The 20,173-nt window shown below is 65.1% G+C and carries 21 protein-coding genes; 4 read left to right on the top strand and 17 right to left on the bottom strand.

Annotation, left to right across the window (positions count from 1 at the left end):
* Positions 1-27: 27 nt before the first annotated feature.
* Positions 28-426 carry a glutathione S-transferase gene (locus tag CFE28_15045; GenBank protein OYU71197.1) on the bottom strand — a complete coding sequence of 133 codons (399 nt, stop codon included), beginning with the start codon at positions 424-426 and terminating at the stop codon, positions 28-30.
* A 64-nt stretch (positions 427-490) separates the two neighbouring features.
* A complete protein-coding gene (locus CFE28_15040) occupies positions 491-2,017 on the bottom strand; it encodes a hypothetical protein (GenBank protein ID OYU71196.1) in 1,527 nt (508 codons plus the stop codon).
* A 93-nt stretch (positions 2,018-2,110) separates the two neighbouring features.
* On the opposite strand from CFE28_15040, the gene CFE28_15035 reads away from it, so the two are divergent.
* The gene (locus CFE28_15035; GenBank protein OYU71195.1) at positions 2,111-2,329 is read left to right on the top strand and encodes a hypothetical protein; all 219 of its coding nucleotides are present in this window, start codon (positions 2,111-2,113) and stop codon (positions 2,327-2,329) included.
* On the opposite strand, the gene CFE28_15030 is transcribed toward CFE28_15035, so the two are convergent.
* From CFE28_15030 to CFE28_14995, 8 genes are all read right to left on the bottom strand, one after another.
* Entirely contained in the window at positions 2,326-2,676 is a 351-nt protein-coding gene (locus tag CFE28_15030; protein ID OYU71194.1) for a hypothetical protein, read from the bottom strand. The two genes, CFE28_15035 and CFE28_15030, sit on opposite strands and share 4 nt — an antisense overlap.
* 24 nt (positions 2,677-2,700) lie before the next feature.
* Positions 2,701-4,467, bottom strand: a complete 1,767-nt coding sequence (gene ggt, locus CFE28_15025; protein OYU71193.1) for a gamma-glutamyltransferase — start codon at positions 4,465-4,467, stop codon at positions 2,701-2,703.
* Between the two features lie 66 nt (positions 4,468-4,533).
* Positions 4,534-5,736 (bottom strand): hypothetical protein, encoded by a 1,203-nt coding sequence (locus CFE28_15020; protein ID OYU71192.1) that lies wholly within the window; start codon positions 5,734-5,736, stop codon positions 4,534-4,536.
* A 71-nt stretch (positions 5,737-5,807) separates the two neighbouring features.
* The gene (locus CFE28_15015) at positions 5,808-6,149 is read right to left on the bottom strand and encodes a glyoxalase family protein (protein OYU71191.1); all 342 of its coding nucleotides are present in this window, start codon (positions 6,147-6,149) and stop codon (positions 5,808-5,810) included.
* Between the two features lie 41 nt (positions 6,150-6,190).
* A complete protein-coding gene (locus CFE28_15010) occupies positions 6,191-6,853 on the bottom strand; it encodes a nicotinamide N-methylase (protein OYU71190.1) in 663 nt (220 codons plus the stop codon).
* Positions 6,854-6,862: 9 nt separating this feature from the next.
* A complete protein-coding gene (locus CFE28_15005; GenBank protein ID OYU71189.1) occupies positions 6,863-7,798 on the bottom strand; it encodes a fatty acid desaturase in 936 nt (311 codons plus the stop codon).
* 9 nt (positions 7,799-7,807) lie between these two features.
* Positions 7,808-9,040 carry a cytochrome P450 gene (locus CFE28_15000; GenBank protein ID OYU71188.1) on the bottom strand — a complete coding sequence of 411 codons (1,233 nt, stop codon included), beginning with the start codon at positions 9,038-9,040 and terminating at the stop codon, positions 7,808-7,810.
* A gap of 57 nt (positions 9,041-9,097) precedes the next feature.
* Positions 9,098-10,030 carry a 4-hydroxybenzoate polyprenyltransferase gene (locus tag CFE28_14995; protein OYU71187.1) on the bottom strand — a complete coding sequence of 311 codons (933 nt, stop codon included), beginning with the start codon at positions 10,028-10,030 and terminating at the stop codon, positions 9,098-9,100.
* A gap of 343 nt (positions 10,031-10,373) precedes the next feature.
* On the opposite strand from CFE28_14995, the gene CFE28_14990 reads away from it, so the two are divergent.
* Complete coding sequence (locus tag CFE28_14990) at positions 10,374-12,185, top strand: multidrug ABC transporter ATP-binding protein (GenBank protein ID OYU71186.1); 1,812 nt, start codon at positions 10,374-10,376, stop codon at positions 12,183-12,185.
* Between the two features lie 102 nt (positions 12,186-12,287).
* A complete protein-coding gene (locus CFE28_14985; protein OYU71185.1) occupies positions 12,288-12,719 on the top strand; it encodes a hypothetical protein in 432 nt (143 codons plus the stop codon).
* A gap of 103 nt (positions 12,720-12,822) precedes the next feature.
* Here the strand turns inward: CFE28_14985 and CFE28_14980 are convergent, their stop codons facing one another.
* From CFE28_14980 to CFE28_14950, 7 genes are all read right to left on the bottom strand, one after another.
* Positions 12,823-13,344, bottom strand: coding sequence for a hypothetical protein (locus tag CFE28_14980; protein ID OYU71184.1), 522 nt, complete (start codon positions 13,342-13,344; stop codon positions 12,823-12,825).
* Positions 13,334-13,960, bottom strand: coding sequence for a hypothetical protein (locus CFE28_14975; GenBank protein OYU71183.1), 627 nt, complete (start codon positions 13,958-13,960; stop codon positions 13,334-13,336). Before CFE28_14975 ends, CFE28_14980 begins: the two co-directional genes overlap by 11 nt.
* A gap of 94 nt (positions 13,961-14,054) precedes the next feature.
* The gene (locus CFE28_14970; protein ID OYU71182.1) at positions 14,055-14,576 is read right to left on the bottom strand and encodes a lipocalin; all 522 of its coding nucleotides are present in this window, start codon (positions 14,574-14,576) and stop codon (positions 14,055-14,057) included.
* A gap of 84 nt (positions 14,577-14,660) precedes the next feature.
* Positions 14,661-15,734 carry a hypothetical protein gene (locus tag CFE28_14965; protein ID OYU71181.1) on the bottom strand — a complete coding sequence of 358 codons (1,074 nt, stop codon included), beginning with the start codon at positions 15,732-15,734 and terminating at the stop codon, positions 14,661-14,663.
* A 297-nt stretch (positions 15,735-16,031) separates the two neighbouring features.
* Complete coding sequence (locus CFE28_14960; GenBank protein OYU71180.1) at positions 16,032-17,231, bottom strand: cytoplasmic protein; 1,200 nt, start codon at positions 17,229-17,231, stop codon at positions 16,032-16,034.
* 3 nt (positions 17,232-17,234) lie between these two features.
* Positions 17,235-17,993 (bottom strand): polyphosphate kinase 2, encoded by a 759-nt coding sequence (gene ppk2, locus CFE28_14955; GenBank protein ID OYU71179.1) that lies wholly within the window; start codon positions 17,991-17,993, stop codon positions 17,235-17,237.
* Between the two features lie 21 nt (positions 17,994-18,014).
* The gene (locus tag CFE28_14950; protein ID OYU71178.1) at positions 18,015-19,550 is read right to left on the bottom strand and encodes a hypothetical protein; all 1,536 of its coding nucleotides are present in this window, start codon (positions 19,548-19,550) and stop codon (positions 18,015-18,017) included.
* A gap of 111 nt (positions 19,551-19,661) precedes the next feature.
* On the opposite strand from CFE28_14950, the gene CFE28_14945 reads away from it, so the two are divergent.
* The gene (locus tag CFE28_14945; GenBank protein OYU71177.1) at positions 19,662-20,054 is read left to right on the top strand and encodes a response regulator; all 393 of its coding nucleotides are present in this window, start codon (positions 19,662-19,664) and stop codon (positions 20,052-20,054) included.
* The last annotated feature ends 119 nt before the right edge of the window (positions 20,055-20,173 follow it).

Here is a 20,173-nt window from a genome sequence, read left to right as displayed (position 1 = left end):
ATGGCCGCGCCTGCGTCCGGGGGCAAGCTATGGCAGGGCGTAGAACAGCAGGGCGACGATCAGGAACAGGTAGGAGACCCAGGTCAGGATCATGCCGATGGTCCGCGGGAAAGATGCGCCGCCCGACCGGGACAGGCCCAGGGCATGCAGGATCCGACCGGCCAGCAGGGTGAAGCCGGCGATATGGATCACGATGGACGAGGCCTGGGCCACCGCCAGGATGGCCAGGCCCGCAAGGGCGAGGGGCGCATACTCGGACGCATTGCCAAAGGCGCGCACGGCCTGGACCATTTCCGGAATGCCTTCGTCGCCGATCAGGACCTTATGTTTGCGCCTCTGCTGCACCACCTGAATGGACAGGACGAGGACGAGCAGAAGGTGAAGGCCGGCCCACAAGGCGGCGGCGTGTCCGGCGGCGGCGTCCAATGTGCTCTCCAGTCAGCCAAAAACCATCAGCAGTTGCGCTGAAAAAACAGGCGGAGGCAAGGGGTCAGTCGACGGGGGTCCCGTCGCCAGGAAGGCCAAGCCGCGACCACTTCTCGCTCACCAGATCAATGGTCGCCTGATCCATGCCCAGCTTTTGGCCCCACTCGCGGTGGGTTTCCGGCGGCCATTTGTTGGTGGCGTCCAGACCGATCTTGGACCCCAGGCCGGACTCCGGTGAGGCGAAGTCCAGATAGTCGATCGGGGTGTTCTCGATCAGGGTCACGTCCCTGGCCGGGTCCATCCGGGTGGACAGGGCCCACATGACGTCCTTCCAGTCCCGGGCGTTGATGTCGTCGTCCACAACGATCACCCACTTGGTGTACATGAACTGGCGCAGATAGCTCCAGACGCCCATCATCACCCGCTTGGCGTGGCCCGGATAGGCCTTCTTCATGGAGACCACGGCGATCCGGTAGGAGCACCCCTCGGGCGGCAGCCAGAAGTCTATGATTTCGGGGAACTGCTGGCGCAGAAGGGGAATGAAGACCTCGTTCAACGCCTCGCCCAGCACGGAGGGCTCATCCGGCGGCCGACCGGTGAAGGTCGTCAGATAGATCGGGTTCTTCCGCATGGTGATGGCGGAAACCTGGAAGATCGGGAACTTCTCGACCGAATTGTAATAGCCGGTGTGGTCGCCATAGGGGCCCTCATCGGCATAGTCATCGAGCATGACATGGCCCTCGATGACGATCTCGGCCTCGGCCGGCACCATCAGGGGGACGGTCTTGGCGGCGACCAGATCCACCTTGGACCCGCGCATCAGACCGGCGAACTGGTATTCCGACAGGGTGTCGGGAACAGGCGTCACCGCCGCCAGAATGGTTCCGGGATCGGCGCCAATGACGGCGCAGGCGGGCAGGGGCTCGCGGGCGCCGGAAGCCTTCCAGCGCTGATGGTGCTGGGCGCCGCCCCGGTGAGCCAGCCAGCGCATGACGGTCCGGTTCTTGTCCAGGACCTGCATGCGGTAAATGCCGAGATTGTAGTTGTCCTCCCGCTTGTCGGACGGCCCTTTGGTGACCACGAGGGGCCAGGTGATCAGGGGGGCGGGCTCGCCGGGCCAGCAGGTCTGGATAGGCAGCTTGGTCAGGTCGATCTGGTCGCCGGTCAGGACCACTTCCTGTACCGGCGCCTTCTTCACCGTCGCTGGCCGCATGGCCATGACCGTCTTGGCCAGGGGCAGCATGTCCCAGGCGTCCTTCAGGCCCCGGGGCGGTTCGGGCGCCCGCAGGAAGGCCAGGAGTTCGCCAACCTCACGCAGGTCGGCTGCAGTGGTCCGCTCGCGGCCCTCAAGGGTGACGCCCATGGCCACCCGCTTGACCGTACCGAACAGGTTGACCAGGCAGGGCATGTCGGAGGGCTGACCGTCGGCCCGTATGACGTTCTCGAACAGGACGGCGGGGCCGCCGGTCGCCAGCAGGCGGCGCTGGATTTCCGTCATCTCCAGGACGGACGAGACGGGCTCGCTGACGCGGACCAGTTCGCCGGCGGCTTCCAGCTTGGCGATGAAGTCCCGCAAGGACCGATAGGCCATGACAACTCCCGTGTTCCGAGCCTGTGATCTAGTCCCCAAGCCGGATCATGTCACCCTTTGCGCGCCGCGCCTTCGGGCCTAAACTCGGTTTCCATGAAAAGCCTCGACCTAGACGACCTGCCGCCCAGGCTCGCCCAGCTGCTCACCGGCCTGGAAGCGGGTGAAGAGCTTGTCCTGGTCCAGAACGGCGTAGTGGTCAGTCGGCTGGCTGGCATGGCGGCCCCGGCGCCCGAGCCGGAACCCCCGCCAAGCCAGGAGCGGGCCGCGGAAATCTTCGAGCAGTTCCGCTCCCTTATGGAAGACGAGTTCTAGTCCGCCGCCTTGGCCGCGTCGTACGCCTTGACCACCTTCTTCGGGGCCAGGGTCCGCCACTTCCGCTCGAGGAAGTTCCGGAAGGATCCCGGATGCAGGGTGGCGATCCGGGCCAGGACGCTGGGATAGTCCTTGTAATGCGGCGTGATGTGGAAGGTGCCGGGCTCGGCCTCCATCAGCATGTCCCGCTCGTCCGGGCTGATCCCCACCAGCACCACGCTCTGGTCCTCCCGTCGCAGGCGAGTGAAGAACTTGCCGTTCACCTTGTAGGCGGGCGACCCGTAGGACACCCCCTTCTCGGCGCCGGGGAAGCTCATGATGATGGTTTCCATCTCCTCGGGCGTCATGTCTGCCTCTCTCTTTTCTTATGATCAGTAGGCCAGGGCCACGCCGTCCTTGCGCATCTCAGTGGCAGCGGCGTAGCGGCCCGGCCAGCGCTCAATGGCCTGATAGCCGCCAAACCCGCCATCGGTCGGGCCCAGCTTCCAGCCCATGTCTGCGAGGGCCTTCTGGGTGGCTGCGGGGACGCCCGTCTCGAGCCGGAGCAGACCATTGCCATCCCGCGCCGGCTCACCGGTGGGCTCGGAGGACCCCTCGTGATGCCAGCGGGGCGAATCCCCGGCCTCCTGAACGGCCAGGCCGAAGTCGACCATGTTGGAGATGATCTGGGCCTGGCCCTGGGGCTGCATGTCGCCGCCCATGACGCCGAAGGCCAGCCAGGGCTGGTCTCCCTTGGTGGCGAAGCCGGGAATGATGGTCTGGAAGGGCCGCTTGCCCGGAGCATAGATATTGGGATGGCCGTCGGTCAGGGCGAAGAGTTCGCCGCGGTCCTGGAACATGAAGCCCAGGCCGTCGGGCATCAGGCCTGATCCCATGCCGCGATAGTTGGACTGGATAAGGGAAATCATCATGCCGCTCTCATCCGACACCGTGAAGTAGGTGGTGTCGCCGTGGCTGGGCGCCTGGCCGGGATGGATCGGGGTGAGGATCCTGTCGGCGGAAATCAGCTTGGCCCGCTCGGCGGCATAGGCCTTGGAGAGCAGCCACTCGGTGGGGACCTTGTAGAAGTCCGGATCGGCATAGAACCGCGCGCGGTCCTCGAAGGCCAGGCGCTTGGCTTCCACCGCGTGGTGGATGGCCTTGGCCGACTGGAAGCCCATGGCCTTGATGTCGAAGTTTTCGAGGATGTTCAGCAGCTGCAGGGTGGCCAGGCCCTGGCTGTTGGGCGACAGGCCATAGACGTCGACGCCGCGATAGTTGATCTTCTGGGGCGGGTCCCAGCGGGCGTGGTGGGCGGACAGGTCCGCCTTGGTCATCCAGCCGCCGATCCGCTTGAAATAGCGTTCAATCGTTTCAGCGATTTCGCCGGCGTAGAACTCGTCGCGTCCACCCTTGGCGATCAGGTCATAGGTGCGCGCCAGCCCTGGATTGCGGAAGATCTCGCCTTCCTCAGGGGTCTTTCCACTGGGCGCCCAGACCGCCTTGAAGTTCTCTATCTCCTCGATCCCGGCTTCCGGGCGGGAGAACCCCCTCAGAGACGCGCCAAGGTAATAGGCGACATTCTGGGTGACGGGCGCGCCGTCCCGGGCATAGGCGATGGCCGGCGCGAACAGGTCGGCCCAATTCAGCTTTCCGTACCTCTGGTGCAGGGTCCACCAGGCGTCCACGGCGCCCGGTACGCTGACGGAAATCGCGCCATAGGACGGGATCAGGCCATGCTTCGAGCGGGACCGCACGGTTTCAAGGGAAAGGCCCATGGGGCTGCGGCCCGAGCCGTTCAGGCCTTCCACCTTCCTCGTCTTCGGGTCCCAGATCATGGCGAAGGCGTCTCCGCCAATTCCGCAGGCTATGGGCTCGCACAGGCCCAGCACCGCATTGGCGGCGATGGCGGCGTCCACCGCCGAGCCGCCGGCCTTCAGCATCTCGATGGCGGTCTGGGTGGCCAGGGGATGGGCCGTGGCGGCCGCGCCGTGCATGCCCCAGGCGGCGCTGCGGCTGGCGAAGGTGGCGCCATCAATCCGGTCCCCGGAGCCTACATCCCGGCGGTCGCGATTGAGGTTCTGCGAACGGGTTCCTGCGTGAGCCAGGCTGGCTATGGCGGCGGCGGGCATGGCGGCGAGGAAGGCGCGGCGAAACATGGGAACTCCGGTCGATGCGAGCGGCCACTATAGGCGCCCGGGGCAGGGCTTGGCGACGGCCGGCTTTCAGCCGCCCAGCTTCAGATTCAGCGCCTTGAGGATCTCGGCGACCGGAATGAAGAAGTTCAGATTGGCCGTGGTGTTTTCCAGACCTGATACGGTCATGCCGATCACATTGCCTTTTTCGTCCAGCAGGGGCCCGCCACTGTTGCCATGGGCGATGGAGACGTCGCTCTGGATCAGAAGTTCGCCGTCCCTGTGGCGGATGGCTGACACAATGCCCCGGGACAGGGTGCCCTGAAGATCAATCTCCAGGGGTGTGCCGATGGCGAAGACCGTTTCGCCGGGCTCGGGCAGCCGGGCCTTGAGGGGCAGGGGGTGACGACCGGCCCCGGCCACCTGCACCAGGGCGACATCCACCCGGGGGTCAATGCGCAGAACCCTGGCCTGGGCCTCAACCCCGTCCGACCACCGCACCTTCACCACGGGGTCCTTGCCCACCACGTGGGCGTTGGTCAGCACGAGGCCGTCGCTGGACGCCAGAAAGCCGCTACCCATGCCCTGGGCGTTGAAGATGGCGACCACGCTGTCGATGGATTTCGGCGGCAGCCTTGGCCGAATGCTGGCGGCGCCCGCCAGGGTCAGGGCTGCGGCCTGATCCTTCGGTCCGGCGGCCATGGGGCTTGCGGCGGCTGTGGTCCGCAGGGCGGCGATCAGGGCCGGGTCGGCGAACAGGGCGCGGGCAGACTCCGTGAAGGCCATGCGAAGGGCGGTCCTCACCATATCCTTCTGACCGGCCTGATCGATCGGCGCCGCGCCATGGGTGGAGATTTCGGCCAGGGGCGGCGCCCCAGGGTCTGAGACAATGCGCCAGGCGACATCCATGCCTGCCTTGCCGCTTGCGGAAATCCCCTCCGCGCCAGGCTTGAGACAGGCTTCGACCTGCATGGCCGTGATCCTGGCGGTGACCTGATAGGGGCCAGATCCGACCTTTTCCGTCGCCTTCAGGTTCTGCGACTGCGTCTGGAAGGCCTCCACATAGGCCGGGTCGCCAATGCCGCTGCGAGGGCCCCGCCACACCAGAGGTTGGCGGATACTGCAGTCCGGGCCTGACGAAATTCCGCCCCAGGCTTCATCCCTGCGCAGGCCTACCGTCACGTTTTCCAGGGTCAGGACGGGATGGGGCGCCGGCGCCGCCATTGCGGGCGCCCAGACCGCCAGGGAGACCGCCAGGGCCAGCAGGCCAAATCCGGGAGCAATCTTCCGCATGCCGTCGTTTTACCCGTCCCTTGGGTCTGCTCTCACAGCTCAAGCATCAAGTTCAGCTGGAGAAGGTCAAGTCAGGCTTCGCAGAAGACCGCCAGTTCATTGCCGCTGGGGTCGCGGAAGTGAAAGCGCCGCCCGCCGGGGAAGCTGAAGATCGGCTTCACGATCTGCCCGCCGGCCGAGGTAACCCGATCGAGCATGGCCTCCAGGTCCGTCGCGAACAGGACGACAAGCGGCGCCGTGACGCGATCAGGATCGGCGTCAAATCCCCCGTCCAGCCCAGCTCCTTCCATTGCGCAATAGGTCGGACCATAGTCAACGAACCCCCAGCCAAAGGCCTGGCTGTAAAAGGCCTTGGTCGCCGGCAGGTCCTGCCCCGGCATTTCCACATAGTCGATCTTGCCGTCTTCGCGCATCTGGCGCTCCTGATTGTTCCGGTTTCGTTCCGGATAGCAAGTCAAGAAACGAGAGTCCAGACGCTGGTCTTCTTGACGGCGAAGTCTTCCAGTTCGCGGGTGGTCTCAACCTGGTATTCCGCCAGCTTTTCAAGGCCGCTCTTCGGGAAATAGGATCGACCCGGATCGCCGATCAGCACCGCGGCGCCCCGGGCCCGCGCCGCCTGCAACCAGGCCATGACCCTGTCGGTCATCGGCTTCTCATAGCAGATGTCCCCGGCCAGGATGACGTCTGCGGCGGGCGCTGGCGCGTCCAGCAGGTCGGCGTCGGTGAAGTCGCACATCACGTCGTTTGCGGCCTGATTGAGTGACAGGGCCGCCTGGCAGAAGCCGTCAATGTCGGCGCAGAGAACCTGGGCGGCGCCGGCCTTCATGGCGGCTATGCCGACAATCCCCGACCCCGAGGCAAAGTCTATGACCCGCTTGCCCCTGACCAGCTCAGGATGGTCCAGGACATACCGCGCCAGAGCCTGACCCCCAGCCCAGGCGAAGGCCCAGAAGGGCGGTGGAAGGCCGATCTCGGCCAGGGCCTCTTCAGTCATCTGCCAGATCGGGGTGATCTCGTCGGCCAGCCGCAGATTGAGCTCTGGCGTATGGGGTGGGCTCTGCAGGCGGGTGTTTTCAAGGATGAAGGCGCGCCGGCCCTCAAGACTGGGATCGATCATCGACCAGCTCTAGGCCTGCTGGAGGCTCGTCGCCAGCCTGATCACCGAAAGATAGCCGCCGGGCTCGATCCGCATGCCTTCGGTCACCCCCTTGGCCTTCAGCAGGCGATGGGTCCTGGGCAGGACGTAGCAGGGCAGGTGCATGAACATGTGATGTTCGCAGTGATAGTTCACGTAATAGGGCGCCAGGATGATCCGGGCGATGGGGCCGGCCCGGGTGGTGCGGGCATGGCGCAGGGGATCGGGCTCGTCCTTGTCGATACAGGCGTGCTCGGCGATGTTCCGCAGGCGGGTGATCACCGGGAACCAGGTGAACTGGGGCAACAGCCAGACCACTGGCCACGCCCACCAGACCCCCAGGGTCGCCCCAAGGGCCGTGGCCATTACGCCCCCCAGAAGCCAGCGCCGCTTGCGCCGGAATTCCTCCAGGATGATGGGCAGGACCGGCTGGCCAGGCTGGCGGGCCTTCAGGCGGGCCTGAAAGTCGCCAAACCTCAGCTTGAAGGCGGTCTGGCCGGTCAGGTCCCGGACCATCTTGCGCCGCAGGGAGGTGCGGGTGATGGGAAAGGGCGCCGAAAGACCCAGGTCCGGATCTTCCGTCTGCTGGGCGAACTTGTGGTGGCCCAGGTGATAGGTCCGGTAGCGGACCAGGCCCCCGCCGGTGAACCACTCGCCGACAAGGTCATTGATCTTCGGGTTGGGGTGCAGGGCGCCGTGCGCCGCATCATGCATCAGAATGCCAAGCCCCAGCTGGCGCCCCCCGATGATGATGACTGCCAGGGGAATGGTGATCGGCCAGACAATGGCCATGGCGCCGGCCGCCAGGATGACGATCCAGGCGTGCGCCACCAGGGCCAGCCCCTTCCACGAGGACCGCGGCGAAAGCTGCGCCCACTCCTCGGCGGTAAAATAGGTCTTGGGATCAACGCGTGCTGCAGCGGCCATGGGAAGGTCCTAGACCGCCAGGTCCAGACGTTCCAGCCCGCGGAAGAAGGGCAGGGTGCGCCAGACGGCTTCGGCGGAAGGATCGGCCAGGCGCAGGTTCGGGAAGCGTTCCAGCAGGCGCGCTATGGCCACCTGGGCCTCCAGTCGGGCCAGGGGCGCGCCAATACAGATATGGGCGCCGCCGCCGAAGGCCATGTGCGAGGCGCGTTTGCGGCTGATGTCGAAACGGTCGGGGTCCGGGAAGGCTTCCGGGTCGCGGTTGGCGCCCCGCAGGGACACGGTCATGACCTGGGTCGCCTTGATCGGACAGCCGCTGACTTCCATGTCGCGGGACGCGACACGGCTGGTCATGTCGACGGGCGGTTCATAGCGCAGGATTTCCTCGACCGCGCTGTTGATCAGGCCGGGATCGGCCCGCAGCTTGGCCAGTTCTTCGGGGTTCAGCAGCAGGAGACGGACTCCATTGCCGATCAGGTCGGTCGTGGTGAGATTGCCGCCGACCAGCAGGGCGGTCAGGTTGATCCGCAGTTCCACATCGCTGAGTGGCGCGCCCTCGGCCTGCAGCCGGGTCATGTCGCTGATCAGGTCGTCCCTGGGATTGTCCCTGCGCTCGGCCAGGGCGGCGGTGAAGTAATCGTTCAACGCGACGCTGGACCGCTCCATGTGCCGGGTCTGGTCTTCATTCCTGAAGGGATTGAGGCCCTGGATGATCCCTTCGGACCAGTCGCGGAACTCCACCAGCCGGTCATGGTCGACTCCCAGGATGACGGCGATGACGTCGATGGGAATGGGGACGCAGAATTCGTCCATCAGATCGAAGCTGGTCTTCGTCGCCATGCGATCGAGGGCCTGATCGACTATGGTCTCCACCTGGGGTCGGATCTTCGCCACCCGAGCATAGAGGGCCTGGGACAGGGGGCCGCGCACCCGGGCGTGGTCAGGATTGTCCAGCATGAGGATACTGGTGCTCTCGGAACGCGGAACGCCCTCGACCACCGCGTCTGCGAACCGGCGCTGCATGAGCGCGGCCGGTTCCGCCCGCAAGGGGTCGCGCCACATGGTGAGGTCCGTGGCTATGGCGCGGACATCGCTGAAGCGGCTGATGATGAAATTGCCCGTCGTCTCGTCGCGCAGGACCGGGCAGCGTTCCCGCAGGGGTTTCAGGACCGAGTGGGGGTCCTTCTGGAACTCCGGATTGAAGGGCGTCATGGCCATTATGTTTGGCAGAGGCGTGTCAGTCATGGCCTGTCCCTAATGCTTTTGCCTAATCTGCCACGGGCCGGGGCCGGGAGCCAGACCTCAGAAGGGCAGGTTGGCGCCCTGCCAGGACCCGAAAGCCAGGCCGGCAAACAGCAGCAGGCCGGCCAGGCTGTTGGACTTGAACAGCTTCAGCGCGCCCATGGGATCATCCACCCGCAGGGCGGCGGCCTGCCGCGACAGCTGGACGCCATAGAGGGCGACCGGCGGCAGGAAGAGCGGGCCCAGATGGCCGAACCAGCCTGTGGCCAGTGCCAGGAAAAAAGCCGCCATATAGAAGCCGAGCACGGCCTTTGGCGCCGCCGCGCCCAGCCGACGGGCGGAGGACTTCACTCCGGCCAGGGCGTCGTCCTCCAGGTCCTGAACGGCGTAGATGGTGTCATAGCCCAGGGTCCAGAAGACGCCCCCAGCGTAGAGCAGGAGGGCGGGCAGGGTCAGTTCTCCCGCCACCGCCGCCGAGCCCAGCAGGGCGCCCCAGTTGAAGGTCAGGCCCAGCCAGGCCTGGGGCCACCAGGTGATCCGCTTCATGAAGGGATAGGCCGCCACCAGGGCCAGGGACCCGACACCCAGGGCTATGGCCAGGGGCGGCAGGGTGACCAGTATGCCAAAGGCGACCAGGGCGCAGGCCACCAGAAAACCCCAGGCCTGTTTGACCGAGATCTGGCCTGACGGGATGGGCCGACCAGCTGTGCGGGCCACCTTGGCGTCAATCTCCCGGTCGACAATGTCGTTATAGGCGCAGCCCGCCGCCCGCATCAGAGCCGCCCCGAGGAAGATCTTGGCCAGCAGCACCGGGTCCGGCCACTTGCCCAGCATGGCGCAGGCCAGGGCTACCCCCTGCCAGCCCGGCAGCATGAGCAGCCAGATCCCCGCTGGGCGGTCGAACCGGCCAAGCTTCAGCCAGGGCCGCAGGGCTGCAGGCGCAGACCTGTCGACCCAGTTGGTCGGCGCAGCGTCGGGAAGGGGGGCGGTCATGGCCTGCTGATAACTCCGGTCGGGCCGGCGCGGAAGTCTTGTGACTTAATGGTCGCAGTCTGGAGGCCGCGGGCGAAACCTGCTTCCGGCCCGGTTGACGCCCGTTAACCCCGCGCCTAGCCTCTCCCCAACGTCAACTGCGAGCGGAAAGGAGGGTCTTAAGCCATGTGCGACGCCACAGTATCTGACCTCTTCCGCAAGTCGAAGCCACAGGTCTGATCCGGCCCGTCCGCCGGTCGCCCCTTCGACCCTTCGCCTGTCCGGACCCTGTCCGGCGACCTCCTGACACAGACAGCATCAGCGCCCGGTCCGGGCCTCATCCTGTTCGATCCTTCTGGTTCCCATGACCGAACTTACCCACCAAGACGACACCGCCCACTATGAGGACGAGGACGACAACAGGTCCCGCCTGCTGTCCAACGGCCAGGTGCTGGGCTTCATTTCGGCCTTCTGGCTGCGTCGCCGCGGCCTGCTGATTGGCGTGATCACCACCACCCTGCTGGCCATTGGCCTGGACCTCAGCCTGCCCTGGGCGTCCGGAAAGCTGGTGGACGCCGTGGCCGCCGGCCCTGCCCATGTGGACGACGCCTGGTCAGCCTGGGCCAGCTTCATCGGCATCTATCTCAGCCTCGCCATCGTCCGGAACATCTCCAACAAGATGTTCATCCCCCTGGCCGCCTGGAACATGTCGGAAATGACCGACGAGGCCTTCAAGCGGGTCCAGTCCTTCTCGGCCGACTGGCATGCCGACGCCTTCGCCGGCGCCACGGTCCGCCGGATCAGCCGGGCCATGTGGGGCTATGACACGGTCTCCGACGCCGTGGTCCTGTGGCTGGGTCCGGCCTTCGCCGTGCTGATCGGCATGTCGGTGATCATGCTGGTGCGCTGGCCCCTGGTGGGGCTCTATTCCCTCGTTGTGGTGGCGATCTATGTGACCGCCAATGTCCTGCTGACCGAGAAGTTCGTCCGCCCGGCCAACCAGCGCTCGGTGGCACTGGACTCCCGCCTGGGCGGCGCCCTGGCCGACGCCATCACCGGCAATGCCACGGTCCGCAGCTTCGGCGCCGAAGCCCGTGAAGAGAGCCGCCTGGCCAGGGTCACCGCAACCTGGCGCGACGCCATCCAGGTGACCTGGCAAAGGGGCACCGATGTCTGGTTGGTGATGAACTTCCTGCTGGCCGCCCTGCAGGCGGGGCTCACCGGCCTGCTGATCTGGCAGTGGACCCTGGGCAAGGCTACGGCGGGGGATGTGGCCTTCGGGGTCACGGCCTTCATGCTGATGAGCAGCTATCTGCGAAACATCGGCGACAATATCCGCATGCTGCAGAAGGGCCTGGCCGACTCCGAGGATGTGGCCCGCTATGCCCGCACGGCGCCCCAGGTGGCTGACGCCGCCCATGCTCCGGCCTTTGTCGGCCAGCAGGGCCAGATCGTCTTTGACGCAGCGACCTTCCGCTACAAGTCCGCCCCTGAGCCGCTGTTCACCGACTTCAGCCTGACCATTGCGCCGGGCGAGCGGATCGCCCTGGTCGGAGCCACGGGCGCGGGCAAGTCGTCCTTCGTCAAGCTGGTCCAGCGGCTCTATGACCTGGAGTCCGGCGCCATCAGGATTGATGGTCAAGACATTGCTGGGGTGACCCAGGCCTCCCTGCGCGCGTCGATCGCCCTGGTGCCCCAGGACCCTGCCCTGTTCCACCGGACCATAGCCGAGAACATCGCCTATGCCCGGCCCGGCGCGACGCAGGACGAGATCGAGCTGGCCGCCCGGCGGGCCCGGGCCCACGACTTCATCGCCCGCCTGCCTCGGGGTTACAGCACCCTGGTGGGCGAGCGCGGGGTCAAGCTGTCCGGCGGCGAGCGCCAGCGGGTGGCCATAGCCCGGGCCTTCCTGGCCGACGCCCCGATCCTGATCCTCGACGAGGCCACCTCATCCCTCGACGTGGAGACCGAGCGCGACGTCCAGGGCGCCATGGAAGCCCTGATGGTCGGCCGCACCACCATCGTCATCGCCCACCGCCTCTCCACCGTCCGGTCAGCGGATCGAATTCTGGTCTTCGAGCACGGGAAGATCGTGGAGGAGGGGTCTCATGCGGCTCTGGTGGCGCAGGGCGGCGCCTATGCGCGGCTGCATGCGGTGACGCTGGGGGAGGGGTAGGGGGCAAGGTCTACGAAGATCGCGACAGCAAGTGTGGTTCCCCCTAAAATCGGGAGTTGCGTCCCAAGATATCTCAGAATTTGGGTCATATCCGGAGAATTCATGCCCAACCTGCTGAATGTTCTCAGAGTGGCTCTGCTTTCAACCAAGGCGGAAAGCCTTGCCGCATTCAAAAAGTTCGAAGACGCACACGAAGTGCTTGAGAGGCTTGCGAGGCTTTGGGGTGTCGCACTTCCCTCGGAAAAGCTGACGCTTGAAGTCAATCTGGTCCTGGCTGTCGTCGCTTCCCACACCGGACGGAAGGAGCTTGCTGCGGCGGCCGCCTTGACCGCCGCGCGACAGACAATCGCCCCAAAGAGCAGACTGAATTTTGCAAGCAAGTGCCACGCGGTTCAGTTTGCGAACCTCATTTTTGTGGAATCAGGCGGAGTGTCAGACACGGACCAGGAGGAAGCCTTCGACAAGTATATGCAGACCGAGGTTGATCGGCGCTTTGTCAGTCGGAATTTAGCTGGACGCTTTCCGCTCGCATAACCGCGGTTGGTGTTTCGGCGACATCGCAGGAAATTGAGACGCCATGGCGAAAATGAGGTCGCGGCCTCCCAGGGTTCCAATGTAGATTTCGAAGCTCCAAACCTCACAACCTCCCGCCGCGAACCGCGTTCAACATCAACTGCTTCACACCCCATTTGTGGAATGGGACGATGAAGAAGAGATAGATCCGACCATAGAGGTCGTGCACCTCGCAGACCGTCGAGACGACCACATTCCATTGTCCGGCGTGCTGTTCCCGGAGAAGGACCAGACGGAAATCCAGATGCCTGTTGTCGCGTCCGGCGATCAGTTCGTTTTCCGACAGCGAGAACACAGGCCAGGGCCCGATCAGGTCGCCAACCTGATAGCTGGCCTTCTGCACCGGATTCTGGATGTCTGAAGCTTCTGGCACATCGAGCCCGCAGGCGGCGGCGATGCGGTTGCGGGTCAGCAGCACCGCCTTCACCCATGCCGGATTGTGACCGAACAGGGCGAAGAAAATGTCGGCCATGGACCTGTGGTCCTTGCCCAACGGGGCGCGATAGGAGTCGTGGAACCAGGCCGCCTTCACCCTCTGGCCATCGAGGGAGCTGCCCTCTGGAAAGCCGCACGCCTCAATCGCCATGGCGGACTGCCGATTGGGATGCGTCCACCTGTGGCCGGTAACCCGCCCGCAGGACGGCCAGGGTTGCAGCTGGGGTCAGGATTTCGATGTCCTGTGCAGGCAGGGCCATGCGGTCGGCATAGCCGCCGGGCGTCCAGAGGTGCAGGTGGTTTCCCAGCTTCAGCCAGGGCTTGCCGTCGAAGGCCGCCATGGCGCCATCAGGCAGGTCTCTGGCGCCGGACCTCGGGCGAGGGCTTTCAGTCCTCTGCTGGTGCAGAACCCGGTCCATGTCGGTCGCCGTTGCGATCGTGACGCCCTGCCTTGCCTGGCTCTCGATGAATGCAGTCTTGAAGCTGTTGTAGTCAGCCCGTCGGCATTCAGCGCAGGGTCTGTGCCCTGCGGCCAGGGCGGTGGCCTCGTCCATGAAGAACAGTTCGGTATAGGTGTTCGGACCCATGATGGTCCGCCGCCGTCCCTTGAAGGCCAGGACACAGATGATCCAGGTCCTGTTTGTCCAGCGCTTGACGATGTGTTTGTGCGCGTCGTGCAGCCGACCACCCCGATTGCCCATGAAGCCGCCCTTGTGTGGCGTGGCGAAGATGTCGCCGAAGGGATCGACGCGGTTCTGCAGGGGCATGGTCTGGGCGGCCTTTGGCGCTAAGCCAGTACCGTAGGGAATTCCGGGGCCAGATACAGTCTGCTTTGTGCGGGCTGACCTTTTAAGACCCCCCTCACTCCACCGGCGGCGTCGGGAACTCCAGCTTATCCGTGTCATAGCCCAGGGCCTTCGCCCGGCCGATCAGGTCTTTCAGCTCCTCCGGCGTCGGGGTCTTGCGGGTATAGATCCAGAGGTTCTTCATCGTCGGGTCAGCCGAGATGAACCAGCTGTAGTCGTCGGCCCGGTCCAGCACCCAATAGTCCCAGGTGATCAGGGCGTTATAGCGGACCCGCAGCTTGGCGTTGGTTCCGGGGTCGAGGATGGTCCCCTTGCCCTTGAGGGTCACCGGCTTGCCCGTGGGCGAGTTCCTGCGGCAGCCGTCCGTCACGGCGACGGTGAGGTCGCCTGTCCGGCGATAGTCGGTGGTCCCGGCCACGCAGCCATCGGTGATGAACATGGGCCGCCGGCCGATCTCGATCCAGCGGCCATAATAGAAGACCATGGGGTCGATCTTCTTGGCCGGCTCCGGCGCCTTGGCGAAGGCGGACCCTGAAAGGGTCGCAAGGGCGAGGGCGAGCAGGATGGATTTGCGCATGGGGCGTCCTTTGTCTGTGAGGACCTTACGCGCGAAGGGGCCTTAAGGATGCAGGCCCGGCCCAGCGCCCATGCCGGATCGGGGTCAGGCCCCGAAAATCCACCCGGCAGGCAAGGTCGCCATCTGGACGCCAACCAGGGTCATCTGTCCGCCGCCGGTCATGTTGATGACCGTATCAGCCCCGACCTGGGTGACCGTATAGACCGTGCCCGGATCAAGTTGAACGCGGTCGCCCTCTGACAGGTTGAAGTCAGTCACCCGGTCGATGCCCGCATCTCCAAAGGTGTGGAAGATGTCGGCGCCGGTTCCGCCGGTGATGGTGTCGCTGCCCCTGTCGCCGGAGAGCCAGTCATTGCCGCCGCCGCCGTTGAGAAGGTCATCAGCCTGGCCGCCGCGCATGAGGTCGGCGTCCGGGCCCCCGTTGAGCGTGTCATTTCCCAGATTGCCGTAGAGAATGTCGACGCCGCCCGTGGACGTGATCAGGTCATTACCCTGGCCGCCCACCAGCCAGTCGCCACCCGGGCCGCCGATGATGATGTCATCACCCTTGTTACCGTGGATGTCATCAAAGCCGGTCCCGCCGATGATGCAGTCGTTCCCGTCTTCGCCCCGTAGATAGTTGGTCCCGCCCTGGGCCTCGATCGTGTCATTGCCGGTTCCCCCGAATATCGAGATCGCCCCGCCAAAGGAGGTAATGCTGCTGGATGAGTAGATCAGGCTGTCGTTACCGGACGTGCCCTGAATGCTGTCATACTCGACATAGAAATAGAGCAGGTCGGCGGGGTTCAGGTCATTCCACTTTCCTGCAATGCCGATCCCGCCCGAGGGTTGGGGCCAGGACTGAAGGCCCAGAGCCATGCCGTCCTGAAGGCCGAAGAAGTTGTCGGGCTCGACGCCAAGGGAACCGGCGCCCCAGTTGGTGTAGCCAGACAAGAGGGACCCGTCCGACCATCTCCATGCGCCCTCGACAGCGGCGTCTGATCCGCCAAGCCAGAGATATCTCGCGCCACCGCCATCTGATGCGGTGGGTGCAGTCGCCAGGAGTTGGACATCAGATTGCGCCATGGCGTGCAGGTAATCATTTTCCGCCGCCGAAGTAATAAAAGCGAGGTGGCCGCCAAGGCTTGATGCATAGGCGTTTGCACTATCCCAGCTCATCGCTGTTTTTACTATTTCGTAGGTGTGACCACCATAGTAAAATGACACGTCTCGGCCCCCCCCCCCGTTACTTATATTGGAATTTTATAGGGGTCTTGCGGGCAGGCGCCGGAACAAGACCCGATTTAAGCTGCGGCAGCATTCTGCCTGTCATGGAATTTATTCACATACCTTGGGGCGTCAACGCCATCCTTGAAATTTTGCGATGGCTCTCTCCTGCGTCCCGCGCCTTCGGGCGAGTGGACGCGGTCTGGGTATGGGCAGGTTTCGACCTGGGCGCGAAGGGCCGGATGGAGCCTAGCCCACCGCCCGCGCCAGATCCCCGGCCAGGTCGCCCTTTGGCAGGACCTTGACCCCGTCCAGGCCAAGCCACCGGGCCATCAGGTGGAGTTCCGCCGCCAGCAGGTCGGCCGTGCGGTCATCGGCCCAGGGTTCGGCATGGGCGCTCTGGACGGCCAGATAGCCGGCCTTGCGCTCGGCCTTCAGGTCCACCCGGGCGGTGATCGCCTCGCCCTGCAGGAAGGGCAGGACGTAATAGCCGTGCACCCGCTTGTGGGCGGGGGTGTAGATCTCCAGGCGGACCTTCACCCCGAACACCCGCTCGGTCCGTTCGCGAAACCAGATGAGGTTGTCGAAGGGCGAGAGCAGGGCGTTGGCGGCGACCTTGCGCGGCCGCTGGGCGTCGGGGGCCATCCAGGCGGGCTGGTCCCAGCCGGTGACCTCCACCGGGATCAGGTCGCCCAGGTCCTGAAGTTCGGCGATCCGGGCCTTGGTGTCGGCCACGCCCATCCGGAAATAGTCCCGCAGGTCCCGCTCGGTGGCCACGCCCATGGCCCCAATTGCAATGCGCAGCAGGTCCCGCTGGGCCGCGTCCCGGGGCGGGGTCTCCTGGTCGCGGACGTGGGGCGGATGGACCTTGTGGGGCAGGCCATAGACCCGCTCGAAGGTGCCGCGCCGGGTGGCGGCGGTGATCTCGCCGGCCCAGAACAGGCATTCCAGGGCGCGCTTGCCCTCGCTCCAGCCCCACCAGCCGCCCTGGCCCTTGGCGCCCATCTCCAGTTCTGAAGCCGGCATGGGGCCGCGGGCGTCGATCTCGTCGCGGACCCTGTCCACGAAGTCCCGGCGGTGGCGCAGGAAGTGGGCGACGCCCTTCCAGGTGCCGACCCCGTTGGCGGCGTCCTCCATCCGCCAGCGCATGAGGGCCTGGACCGGCCAGGTCGCCAGGGAGGCCTCATGCATCCAGTATTCAAACAGCTCGGGCTTCCTGCCCCAGGCCAGGTCTTCCAGCAGCTCCCGGGGATAGTGCCCCAGCCGGGAGAAGAGCGGCAGGTAGTGGGTCCGCGACACCACATTGACCGAGTCGATCTGCAGGACTCCCAGACGGGAAATGGTCTGCATCACATGCTTGCGGCCTGCCGTGTTCGGTCGGGCCTGGGCGAAGCCCTGAGCGGCCAGGGCCATCCGCCGGGCGGTCAGGGCTGACAGGGTCTCAGCCACCGGTCAGCGCTCCAGGCGGCCGTCGCTGAGGGCGGAGACCTCGAAGGGGAAGACCACGTCCTTGTCCGGGGCGGCCACGTCCTTGGCTATGGCCTTGGGGGCCAGGCGGTGGACCAGGAAGCGCATGACATTGATCCGGGCGGCTTCCTTGTCGTCGCCCCTTACGCAGGTCCAGGGGGAGGCGGCCGTATGGCTGGCGGTGAGCATTTCGTCCCGGGCGGCGCTGTAATCGCTCCACCGCTTCTGGGCCTCTGCGTCCAGGGGGCTGATCTTCAGCACCTTCAAGGGATCCGTCCGGCGTTCATCCAGTCGCTTGGACTGCTCCTTCTTGGAGATGTCGATCCAGACCTTCACCAGCTGGGTTCCGCTCTGGGCCAGCATGGTCTCGAAGACCGGAACGTCAGCCAGGAACTGCCTGTGCTCCTCCGGGGTGCAGAAGCCCATGACCGGCTCGACCCCGCCGCGATTATACCAGGACCGGTTGAAGATCACGAGCTCGCCGGCCGCCGGCAGGTTGGCGATATAGCGCTGGAAGAACCACTGGGTGCGCTCGCGGTCCGACGGCTTGGGCAGGGCGGCGACCCGGGTGTTACGGACTGACAGGTGCTCGGTGATCCGCTTGATCGTCCCGTCCTTGCCGGCGGCGTCGCGGCCTTCAAAGACGATGACCGCCTTCTCGCCAGACGCCATGGCGTCCTGCTGGAACCGCACCAGGGCAAGCTGCAGTTCGGCCAGTTCTTTTTCGTAGGCGTCTTTGGACATGGGTCAGGGCCTATTGCGGGGTTATGCGGCGCTGCGTCTCTCCGCCAGGGCGGCGGCGATCTCGGCGTGGCGTTGGCGGTTGATGTTGTAGAACGAGAAGATCACCAGGGAGGCTATGGCGATCACAGCCGCCACCGGGCCCCAGATCATCACCAGCCGGAACTGCACGTCCTCTGGCAGGATGATCCCTACCTGCTGGCCGACATCCTTGGGGAACCGGATCAGGTCCAGAGCGACGCCGGCGACCATCACGCCAAGGCCTGAGGCGGCCTTTCCGGCAAAGCCAAGCCCGGAAAAATAGAGCCCTTCGCGGCGGGCCTTGAACAGCAGTTCATGCTCGTCAGCGGCGTCGGCCATGAGCGAGGGGAAGGACACCATGAAGAGCCCTGTCCCGATACCAGCGACGAAGGAATTGATCTGCATGGGCAGAATGGCGGCGTCGCCCAGAGGAGTATAGATTCCGGCCAGCATGAGGCCCTGAAGGACCAGCCAGTTGGCGATCAGCAGGGCGAAACCCACAATGACCACGGTCCGCTTTTCCATCAGCTTCTGCAGGACCGGGGCGGCGCCGACGCCCAGCAGAATGCCGAACAGATAGGCGTAGCCGATGAACTGCAGGGTCTCGCTCCTCATGCGCCAGACAAAGATGAAGGCGTGATTGTTGAGGCTCGCATTGAGGCCCACCGCCACATAGACCACCACGGCCGAGATGAAGAGGACCCGGAAGGACCGGTTGGCGAAGATCTCGGCCAGCTCGCCGGGCAGACGCCGCCACATGGGATGGGCGTGCTGGGCCGGCTGCGGCAGGGCGGCGGCATACCTGGCGACCCCCAGACAGCACAGGCTTGTGGTGACGGCGACCAGGATCGCGACGGTCCAGCCATAGGCGGGATAGCCCTCGGGCCTTTGCAGGGCGCCATGGGCAAAGAAGCCCGAGAAGGCCAGGAAGGTCAGGGTCGTGCCGGTGACAATGCCTGCAATGGATCGGAAGACCACGACCCGGGTGCGCTCCAGATAGTCCGAAGCCAGCTCTGCGCCGAGGGCGATATAGGGCACGTTGAACACCGAAATGAAGCACCGCGCTGCGACCGAGAAAACGGCCAGCCAGATACAGAGACCGGTCTGGTCGAGCCCCTTGGGCGGCGAAAAGAGGAGACCGATGGATAGGGTGATCAGGGGGATCGACACGATCATCAGGGGCAGGCGGCGTCCCAGCCGCGACTTCATGTTGTCGGACCAGGATCCGACAATGGGGTCGACGACCGCGTCGAAGGCAAGACTCGCCGCCAGGGCCGCGCCGACCAGGGCGCCCGAGAGGCCCAGGACTGCGGTGTAATAGAAAAAGACCAGGCCCAGGGCGGTGTCGAACCCGCCACTCTGTGCACTCTGACCAAGGGCGTAGAAAACCTTGACGGCGAAGGAGGGCTTTGGCCCCTCGGCGGAGCCCGCTGAAGGGCCCGCAGCGTTTGCGATCGCCAAGTATGACTCCCCCGTCCTGTTTGGCGCGAGTTTAGACGTCGCCGCCTGAAGCGCAATCGCGCGATCCAGGCCTGGAATTTTTCTGGTTTTCGGGGGTTCACCTTAAACCCGGATTCATCACGCGGCCCTAGTATACCTCAAGCACGCCGGAAGGCGGCTGCCGGTTTCAGAAGGTCGAGAGATACCCCCATGCGAGTCCTCTGCGTTGACGATCATGATCTCAATCGCCAGGTCATCAAGGAAATGCTCGATGTTGCGGGCCTGACGGTGGAAGAGGCGCCCGAAGCCGACACCGGTCTGACAATGATCGACACCCGGGACTATGACCTTGTCCTCATGGACCTGCGCATGCCCGGCAAGGACGGCCTGACCGCCCTTCGCGAAATCCGCGCCCGTGGGGACTCCAAGGGCAAGATTCCGGTTCTGGTCGTCACCGGCGATACAGGCATGAAGATCATGGACGATGTGGACGCAGCAGGCGGCGACGCCCTGCTGTTCAAGCCCGTCATGATGGACACCCTGTTCGACGCCATCGGCCGCACCCTGGCCGCCGTCAACGAAAAGCGGGTCGTCCTGCTCTAGGCGGCCCTGTTCCCTGCGGTATCCAGACGCCGGAAGGCAAATCGTTTGATTCCCCGGACTTAAGTCCGCCCTGTGTTCCTGTCGAAGACGCGGTCTTCGATCCAAGACCCCAGAACCAT

This window comes from Alphaproteobacteria bacterium PA2, from assembly GCA_002256425.1.
GTDB lineage: Bacteria > Pseudomonadota > Alphaproteobacteria > Caulobacterales > Caulobacteraceae > Phenylobacterium.
The sequence above is the reverse complement of the archived record's forward strand: the minus strand, read 5'-3'. Positions and strand labels throughout refer to the sequence as shown.

Excerpts from the sequence above, each read along its gene's own strand:
- CFE28_15020 (OYU71192.1), bottom strand. The coding sequence starts at position 5,736 with ATGCGGAAGATTGCTCCCGGATTTGGCCTGCTGGCCCTGGCGGTCTCC.
- ggt (OYU71193.1), bottom strand. The coding sequence starts at position 4,467 with ATGTTTCGCCGCGCCTTCCTCGCCGCCATGCCCGCCGCCGCCATAGCC.
- CFE28_14965 (OYU71181.1), bottom strand. The coding sequence starts at position 15,734 with ATGAGCTGGGATAGTGCAAACGCCTATGCATCAAGCCTTGGCGGCCAC.
- CFE28_14975 (OYU71183.1), bottom strand. The coding sequence starts at position 13,960 with ATGCCCCTGCAGAACCGCGTCGATCCCTTCGGCGACATCTTCGCCACG.
- CFE28_14945 (OYU71177.1), top strand. The coding sequence starts at position 19,662 with ATGCGAGTCCTCTGCGTTGACGATCATGATCTCAATCGCCAGGTCATC.
- CFE28_14990 (OYU71186.1), top strand. The coding sequence starts at position 10,374 with ATGACCGAACTTACCCACCAAGACGACACCGCCCACTATGAGGACGAG.
- CFE28_14985 (OYU71185.1), top strand. The coding sequence starts at position 12,288 with ATGCCCAACCTGCTGAATGTTCTCAGAGTGGCTCTGCTTTCAACCAAG.
- ppk2 (OYU71179.1), bottom strand. The coding sequence starts at position 17,993 with ATGTCCAAAGACGCCTACGAAAAAGAACTGGCCGAACTGCAGCTTGCC.
- CFE28_15015 (OYU71191.1), bottom strand. The coding sequence starts at position 6,149 with ATGCGCGAAGACGGCAAGATCGACTATGTGGAAATGCCGGGGCAGGAC.
- CFE28_15040 (OYU71196.1), bottom strand. The coding sequence starts at position 2,017 with ATGGCCTATCGGTCCTTGCGGGACTTCATCGCCAAGCTGGAAGCCGCC.
- CFE28_15000 (OYU71188.1), bottom strand. The coding sequence starts at position 9,040 with ATGACTGACACGCCTCTGCCAAACATAATGGCCATGACGCCCTTCAAT.
- CFE28_15030 (OYU71194.1), bottom strand. The coding sequence starts at position 2,676 with ATGACGCCCGAGGAGATGGAAACCATCATCATGAGCTTCCCCGGCGCC.
- CFE28_14980 (OYU71184.1), bottom strand. The coding sequence starts at position 13,344 with ATGGCGATTGAGGCGTGCGGCTTTCCAGAGGGCAGCTCCCTCGATGGC.
- CFE28_15005 (OYU71189.1), bottom strand. The coding sequence starts at position 7,798 with ATGGCCGCTGCAGCACGCGTTGATCCCAAGACCTATTTTACCGCCGAG.
- CFE28_14995 (OYU71187.1), bottom strand. The coding sequence starts at position 10,030 with ATGACCGCCCCCCTTCCCGACGCTGCGCCGACCAACTGGGTCGACAGG.
- CFE28_15010 (OYU71190.1), bottom strand. The coding sequence starts at position 6,853 with ATGATCGATCCCAGTCTTGAGGGCCGGCGCGCCTTCATCCTTGAAAAC.
- CFE28_14970 (OYU71182.1), bottom strand. The coding sequence starts at position 14,576 with ATGCGCAAATCCATCCTGCTCGCCCTCGCCCTTGCGACCCTTTCAGGG.
- CFE28_15035 (OYU71195.1), top strand. The coding sequence starts at position 2,111 with ATGAAAAGCCTCGACCTAGACGACCTGCCGCCCAGGCTCGCCCAGCTG.